Source organism: Tropicimonas isoalkanivorans, from assembly GCF_900112335.1.
Taxonomy (GTDB): domain Bacteria; phylum Pseudomonadota; class Alphaproteobacteria; order Rhodobacterales; family Rhodobacteraceae; genus Tropicimonas; species Tropicimonas isoalkanivorans.
In genome coordinates this window covers 1-7,018 of record NZ_FOLG01000037.1, presented here as the reverse complement: position 1 = coordinate 7,018, position 7,018 = coordinate 1, and the positions used below count along the sequence as shown (strand labels likewise).

The 7,018-nt window shown below is 59.7% G+C and carries 7 protein-coding genes and 1 pseudogene; 6 read left to right on the top strand and 2 right to left on the bottom strand.

Going from position 1 to position 7,018, the window contains the following annotated elements; all coding sequences use genetic code 11:
• Nucleotides 1-76: 76 nt before the first annotated feature.
• Nucleotides 77-834, top strand: a protein-coding gene (locus BM075_RS23830) for an IS5 family transposase (protein ID WP_093363028.1) whose coding sequence is annotated in 2 segments (ribosomal slippage) — nucleotides 77-413 and nucleotides 413-834 — 759 coding nt in all. Because the reading frame shifts where the segments join, the coding sequence is not laid out codon by codon here.
• Nucleotides 835-1,015: 181 nt separating this feature from the next.
• Here BM075_RS23830 and BM075_RS23825 read toward each other — a convergent pair.
• Together BM075_RS23825 and BM075_RS23820 are read right to left on the bottom strand one after the other, a co-directional pair.
• Nucleotides 1,016-2,167: an N-acetylneuraminate epimerase gene (locus BM075_RS23825; protein WP_281244978.1), complete on the bottom strand. Its 1,152-nt coding sequence runs from the start codon at nucleotides 2,165-2,167 to the stop codon at nucleotides 1,016-1,018.
• Nucleotides 2,168-2,236: 69 nt separating this feature from the next.
• A complete protein-coding gene (locus BM075_RS23820) occupies nucleotides 2,237-3,127 on the bottom strand; it encodes a dihydrodipicolinate synthase family protein (protein WP_093363093.1) in 891 nt (296 codons plus the stop codon).
• 107 nt (nucleotides 3,128-3,234) lie between these two features.
• Here BM075_RS23820 and BM075_RS23815 point away from each other — a divergent pair, with 107 nt between their 5' ends.
• From BM075_RS23815 to BM075_RS23795, 5 genes and pseudogenes are all read left to right on the top strand, one after another.
• The gene (locus BM075_RS23815) at nucleotides 3,235-3,963 is read left to right on the top strand and encodes an FCD domain-containing protein (RefSeq protein ID WP_245758969.1); all 729 of its coding nucleotides are present in this window, start codon (nucleotides 3,235-3,237) and stop codon (nucleotides 3,961-3,963) included.
• A 14-nt stretch (nucleotides 3,964-3,977) separates the two neighbouring features.
• Nucleotides 3,978-4,937, top strand: a complete 960-nt coding sequence (locus BM075_RS23810) for a sialic acid TRAP transporter substrate-binding protein SiaP (protein ID WP_093363091.1) — start codon at nucleotides 3,978-3,980, stop codon at nucleotides 4,935-4,937.
• 56 nt (nucleotides 4,938-4,993) lie between these two features.
• Nucleotides 4,994-5,479, top strand: a complete 486-nt coding sequence (locus BM075_RS23805) for a TRAP transporter small permease (protein WP_218152905.1) — start codon at nucleotides 4,994-4,996, stop codon at nucleotides 5,477-5,479.
• A complete protein-coding gene (locus BM075_RS23800; RefSeq protein ID WP_093363090.1) occupies nucleotides 5,476-6,750 on the top strand; it encodes a TRAP transporter large permease in 1,275 nt (424 codons plus the stop codon). The genes BM075_RS23805 and BM075_RS23800 overlap by 4 nt, the downstream gene beginning before the upstream one ends.
• Nucleotides 6,751-6,812: 62 nt before the next feature.
• Nucleotides 6,813-7,018: pseudogene (locus tag BM075_RS23795) on the top strand (N-acetylmannosamine-6-phosphate 2-epimerase); the annotation flags it as partial.

The window sequence follows — 7,018 nt, the reverse complement described above, 5'->3', positions numbered from 1 at the left end:
TAGGCTCAGGACCCATTAATCGGCTTGCGGGGCCACTGGCGGCGTGATTCACGCTCTCCAACTATAGGAGGGTGTGGTGAGTAATCTTTTCTGGCTGAGCGACGAGCAGATGGCGCGTCTCGGGCCGTTCTTTCCGAAGAGCCATGGTCGTCCGCGCGTCGATGATCGTCGAGTTCTGAGCGGGATAATATTCATCAATCGCAATGGCTTGCGCTGGCGGGATGCACCGCAGGAATACGGTCCACCCAAAACGCTCTACAACCGCTGGAAGCGTTGGAGCGAGATGGGGGTGTTCGCCCGAATATTCGAGGGGCTGGCCGCCGAAGCGGTGGAGCCGACGACGATCATGATCGATGCGACCTACCTGAAAGCGCACCGCACGGCCTCAAGCCTGCGGAGTAAAAAGGGGGGTGCGGGCGCCTGATCGGTCGCACCAAGGGAGGGATGAACACCAAGCTCCACGCGGTAACCGACACGAAGGGACGCCCGATCAGGTTTTTCATGTCTGCTGGTCAGGTGAGTGATTACACTGGCGCGGCAGCCCTTCTGGGCGGTCTGCCAGCTGCGCAGTGGCTACTTGCTGACCGAGGCTATGATGCCGATTGGTTCCGCGAAGCCTTGCAGGACAAGGGGATCAGGGCCTGTATTCCAGGCCGCAAGGCGCGCAAGATCCCAGTCAAATACGACAAGCGGAGATACAAGCGGCGCAGCCGCATCGAGATCATGTTCGGCAGGCTTAAGGACTGGCGACGCGTAGCGACCCGCTACGACAGATGCCCGAAGGTCTTCCTCTCAGCCGTCGCTCTCGCCGCTACTGTGCTGTTCTGGTTATGAGTCCTGAGCCTAAAATAGACCGGGCTGCATACGGCCAAAGAGAGATCAAACCTGGCTACTTTGCAGCCGCACTTTCATAGAGTCAGCTCTCGATGACCATATGGCGTACGCGACGATGATGATCGACAGTCTCCCGGCTATGCCGACCTTGCTTTTCTGAACCGGGAAACTGCATCCAGGACTACTGGGTGGTGATGACGGCACCGTTCTCTACCGACAGCAGGAAAACGTCAGTCCGTGCATTGCGTTCCCCGTCTTCGCCGCCGACGATCAGCACACCTTCGGGCAGGCTGAAGCTCGCGCCATAGGCAAGACCTTCGGGAAGTTGCCCAATGAGGGTCCACTGGCCATCGGCCAACATGAACACATCGCTGTTCCAGGTCTTGGAGAGCCCGTCATGCGCGAACCAGTTTCCGCTGTCTGCGGCGTCGCGTGCGCCGGGGAAGTTCGCGCCGCCGGCAACAATCAGCGCGTCACCAACCAGACCTGCATAAGCACCAGCGACTCCTTCCTGCCGGGATCCGGAGTGGCCGGAGGGGAGCGGCGGTAGCTGATCCCACTCCGCAGCTTCGCCAGAGAAATCGACTGTTTTCGCCATATCGGTTCTCAAGCCCGGCTTCACTTCGCCGTTAATCAAGGCGATCTTGTCTCCGCCCAGGTCGACCAGCGCGGCACCTGTATTTGGCAGAAACGGAGTTCGGCCGAGATCGGTCCAGTCGTTGGTTTCCGGTTTGTACAGCAGGACCAGATCGTTCCAGTGATAGTCCTTTGGCTTCATCCCCATGAAGTCCTGTACCGTCTTGTTCCAGGCCTCCGGATCGCGTTCCTTGTCGATCGCGGTGATGTCCGCGAGGTACTTGTCGAAGAGCTGCTTGTTGTAGCCGCCAAAGATCGCGATCGAACTGTCGGATCTTGCGACCGCAGATGCGCCGAGTAGACCCACTGGCACGGTGGTTGCCAGTCGTTCCCAACTGTCGCTCTCGGGATCGTAGCGGTAGGCCGTATCGAACACGACCGGCGACTTGGAGTCTTCTGTCTCGTTTCCGGAGCCGGAAAAGACGTAGATTTTCCCTCCTGACACCGCTGCGGCAGGTTGGCTTGGTGCCGGGCCTGCGAATGCGGCCACTTTCTGCCATCCGGCTTCGAGATTTCCGAGATCCAGTTTGTAGACATCCTGACCCGCACTTCCGAGCCCGGTGTAGAGCGTCTCGCCAACTTGAGCGGCAAAGCCATTCTTGATGCCGATCGGCAGGTCGGGCCAATTATCTGCCATGGCAACTCCGGACATGGCTGCGAGCATGGCTGCGCCTGCGACATAGGATTTGCATTTCACCTTGTTCTTCCTCCATTGATTGAACGCTTACTGTGCGGACACAAAGCATCGTCGGTTTCTTCCGTACGGCTAGCTGAGCCACTCGGCGATTTCCGGGCGCTTTACGAGTTCGGTCATCCGCGCGTCTCCGTCGTCCACCCGCATGAGCATGGGAGCCCGCGTGAGGCCGACATCGATCCCGATCGCGCGGAACGCGGCCTTCATCCCCGGCAGAACCCCCGTTTCCAGCAACGCCTCAACGAAGACAGCTGAGATGTTCTGAAGGCGCTGCGCTTCTGCAAGATCTCCGGACTGAATGGCCCGATCCAGAGCAGCGTAGAGGCGGCCCAGAAGATTGTAAGTGGTACCGATTCCGCCATCCGCTCCAAGCACCGCACCGGACAGGTAGATTTCGTCGAAGCCGAAGAAGATCGTAGAATCCGGGCAGCGCCGCCGCAGCATCGAGAGTTTGAACATGTCTGTGGAGGTAAACTTCAATCCGGCAACATTCGGCAGATCCATGATCGCAACGAGCGTCTCGAGACCAATCGGCCGGCCCGTGCGGATCGGCACCTCGTAGACGATCAGCGGCAGGTTGGTGGCCGCCTGCAGCTCGCGGTAGTAGGCAAGGATCTCCGCATCGCTGAACGGGTAGGAATGGGGTGGCAGCGCGGAGAGACCGGCATAGCCCAGTTCGGCCGCGTTCTTCGCCAGGCGAACCGAGTCGCGCAAGCTGGGTGCGCCTACATGAGCGATGAGCACCGCATCACCAGCATCCTCGGCAACCACGGACTGCTGCGCGAGCAACTCCTCGACGTCCAGCAGCCCCGACTCACCGCTGCTGCCCCCGACATACAGTCCTGAAAGCCCTTGTCGGAGCACATACGCGTCCAGGGCGCGTTGACGCTCCGGGCTGAAGCTCCCGTCATCCTCAAGCCCGGTCATCAGGGCGGCGTACATTCCGGCAAGCTGTCTTGTCATTGGATCCTCCGAAAACAGGTATGGTAAGCATAGAATTTCCGTTTTGTTTGACAAGTAACATTTTTAGACTTACTAAAAGGCGTTCGGACAGGCCAAGGGAGGGTTGCGTGACCGAATTCTCTGCTTCAATCCGCATGCCGGACATGATTGCTGGAAAGCTTATTTCCGAGATTCGCGACGGCTTGATCGCCGTCGGTGATGCCCTGCCGCCGGAACGAGAGCTGTGCGCGCGGTTCGATACATCGCGCCCAACGATTCGGGAGGCGCTTTGGTTGATGCAGATGCGAGGGTTCATCGAAGCAGGTGGCGGTCGTCGGCCGCGTGCATCGTTGCCGTCGCTTCAAACAATCCTGACATCAGCTGCCGATCACATGCGTGATCTGCTTGGGGATGCCGAAAGCGGGGCGCATCTGGAACAGATGCGCCAGTTCATCGAAACCGGCGCGGTGCGCGAAGCAGCAATGCGGGGGGATCGCGTTCAGATTGCTCGGCTGCGCGATGCTCTCGATCGCAACGAGGCAGCGATCGGGACGCCCCGGTTTGCCGTAACGGATATTGCCTTTCACCGCGAGATCGTCTCGATCGTCGGTAACCCGGTGATCCTGACCTTGCACGATATGTTCGTATCGGACCTCCTGGCCCAACGCCCGCCGGTCGACGATGTCAAACACTACGATTCCAATACCTTTGCCGAACATCGCGAGATTTACGACGCGGTTCTGGAAGGGGATGTGATGGCGGCCACTGAAGTGATGGACCGGCATCTGGCGCGATCGTACCGCGCACGGCTCAAGAAGAACAGAAACCCGTCAACGGGTCACCGAAACCAACATTAACCGAGGAGAAGACCATGATGTTGAAAAAGACCCTGCTCGCAGGTGTGGCTGCGCTCGCGCTGGTAACGACGGCGGACGCACGAGAATTGACGCTCGGGTTGCAGGACAACGAAGCGACCCCGGTCTACAAGGGTGCTGCGGAATTCGCCGAGAAACTGGAAGAAGTGTCGGGCGGCGAGATGACAGTCAAACTGTTCCCGTCCGCGACGCTGGGAGACTTCAAGGCGATGGTGCAGCAGGCCCAGGCTGGTGAGCTTGACCTAGTCATCACGGGCTACCCGGACATGTCCTATACGATCCCCGAACTGAAGCTGATCGGTGCTCCCTACGTGGTAGGCGACTACGCGCAACTCAAGGAAATCGTCGCCGGACCTTGGGGGCAGGAGATGGCCGGGAAGTTCGAGGAGAAGGGCATCCACGTTCTTGATGTCTGGTACTATGGCACGCGCCAGACAACGGCGAACAAGCCCATCAACTCCATCGAGGACATGCAGGGCCTCCGCCTGCGGACGCCAAACGTTCCGTTCCTGATCGCCTATGCCGAGGCGGTCGGCGCGACGCCTGCTCCGGTGGCGTTCCCCGAAGTCTACCTTGCCCTGCAGACCAACCAGGTCGATGCACAGGAAAACCCGCTGACCACCATCGACGCGCAAAAATTCTACGAGGTGCAAAGCTCGGTGGCCCTGACCAACCACTTCGTCGCTTCCTCCGCCGTTCTGATCGGCAAGGACGCGTGGGATGGGTTCTCGGATCAGGAAAGGGAATGGGTGAGCACGGCAATCGCAGCCGGCGGTGCGCTGAACGACGAACTGCTGGAAACGGGCGAGGCCGAACTGCTTACGGTTTTCGAGGAGAAGGGATTGACGATCACGCGCCCGGATCTTGAGCCCTTCAAGGCCGCGATGCAATCCTACTATGACGAGCTGGAAGCGGAGTTCGGCGAGGGTTCCATTGCAGCAGTTACTGCAAAGTAAACCAAACAGGGGTCGGGGGTGAGTACTCCCGACCCACGTCCCAAAGGAGAGAGCCGTTGAAACCGCAAGGCAAATACAGTCCGGAAGGCATCGCCGCATCGGTGTTGTTCATCGTTCTGATTGTCGTTCTGATGATCCAGATCTTCGGCCGAACTGCGCTCTTTACCGGTCCGGTCTGGACCGAAGAGGCGGCGCGCTGGCTCTGGGTCTGGATGGCGATGATCGGCATCGCAGAGGTTGAGCGCACCGACAGTCAGCTCCGCATGGGATTTCTGGTTGAGCACCTGCGCCGACGGGTCCGCCTTGCCATCCTGACCGTGATCGATCTCGTCTACCTGGGTATCGTGATCCATCTCATCTGGATCGGGTGGAAGACGATCCAGCGCACCTGGTCAAATGAATCGGTGACGCTTCCGGCGTCCGACGCCGTTCTCTACGCATCGGGCTTCTTGGCGATGATCCTCATCGCAAACCGCATAATTCGCCGGTTGATCGGGATTGGTCACCGTCACGACCCGGATGAAGTGGAGATTGTGGAATGATCCTGACGATTATTGCCGTTGCCTGGCTGTTGCTGGTCCTCGTCGGTGTGCCGATCGGCATCTCGATGATCCTGGTTTCGATGGCCTATTTCTACTGGTCCGGAATGGGTCTTGCCTTCGCCCTGTCTCGCATGGTCGACGGCCTGAATAGCTTCCCGATGCTGGCCGTACCGCTCTTCATTCTTGCCGCTGCAATCCTAAACGGCGCGGGGATCACCAACCTTCTGTTCGGCTTCGCCCGGGCACTTGTAGGCCACATCCGCGGCGGATTGGGGCACGTCAACATCATGGCGAGCCTGTTTTTCTCCGGCATGTCGGGCTCGGCACTCGCCGACGCCGGCGGTCTGGGCAAGATGGAAATCGAGGCCATGCGCAATGCCGGCTATGACGACGAGTTCGCCGGTTCCGTAACGGCGGCTTCGTCGATGATCGGTCCGCTGGTGCCACCATCGATCACCATGGTTCTCTATGGCGTCATCTCCAACACCTCTATCGGCAAGCTCTTTCTCGGCGGCGTGGTGCCGGGAGTCCTCTGCGCCGTGTCACTGATGGTGATGGTCTACGTCATCGCCCTGCGCCGCGACTATCCGCGCGACCCCTGGCCCGGGATCCCGGAACTGTCGAGGCTCTTCGTCCGGTCCTTTCCTGCGCTCTTCACCCCAGCGGTGATTGTGGGCGGGATTTTCAGCGGCTGGTTCTCGCCGACTGAGGCGGCGGCGGTGACGGTGCTCTACGCGATCCTTATCGACCTGATCTTCTACCGCGAACTCACCTGGCGTCGGCTTTGGGATGCAATCTACGAGACCACGTCTACCTCCGCCAGTATTGCCACCATCATCGCCGGCGTCTCGCTTTTGGGGTACGTGCTTGCGCGCGAACAGGCACCGCAGCAGATCGCGTCAATGTTCCTGTCCATCGCCGACGGTCCCGTCACTTTCCTTATCGCCGTCAACCTCATGATCTTTGCACTGGGCATGTTTATCGAGTCGCTGGTGATCCTTCTGATCGTGGTGCCGATCCTGGTCCCCATCGCTACTGGCTTCGGAATCGATCCGGTCCATTTCGGTATCATCGTTGTCCTCAACCTGATGATCTCGATCCTGACACCGCCAATGGGCATGGCGCTGTTCGTCGTGGCGCAGGTTGGTGGCATACCTTTCCAGCGGTTGGCGCGGGCAATTCTGCCCTGGCTGATTCCTCCCTTCGTGGTGCTCATATTGGTCTGCGTGTTCCCGATCCTCGCAACGGGCCTGCCGGGGTTGATGCAATGAAAGTTTTACAACAGCTAAAAAGTGGATTGGTTGCTTCCTGTCAGCCCGTCGATGACAGCCCGATGGACCGGCCCGAGATCGTCGCTGCGATGGCCCAGGCCGCAGTCGCGGGCGGGGCGGCAGGGCTGCGCATCGAGGGGATCGAAAACCTGCGCGCTACGCGGCCGCTGGTCCGCGTTCCGATCATCGGCATCGTCAAGCGGGATCTTTCGGACAGCCCGGTCCGCATCACTGTGACAGTCGAGGATGCGCGGGCTCTCATCGCAGC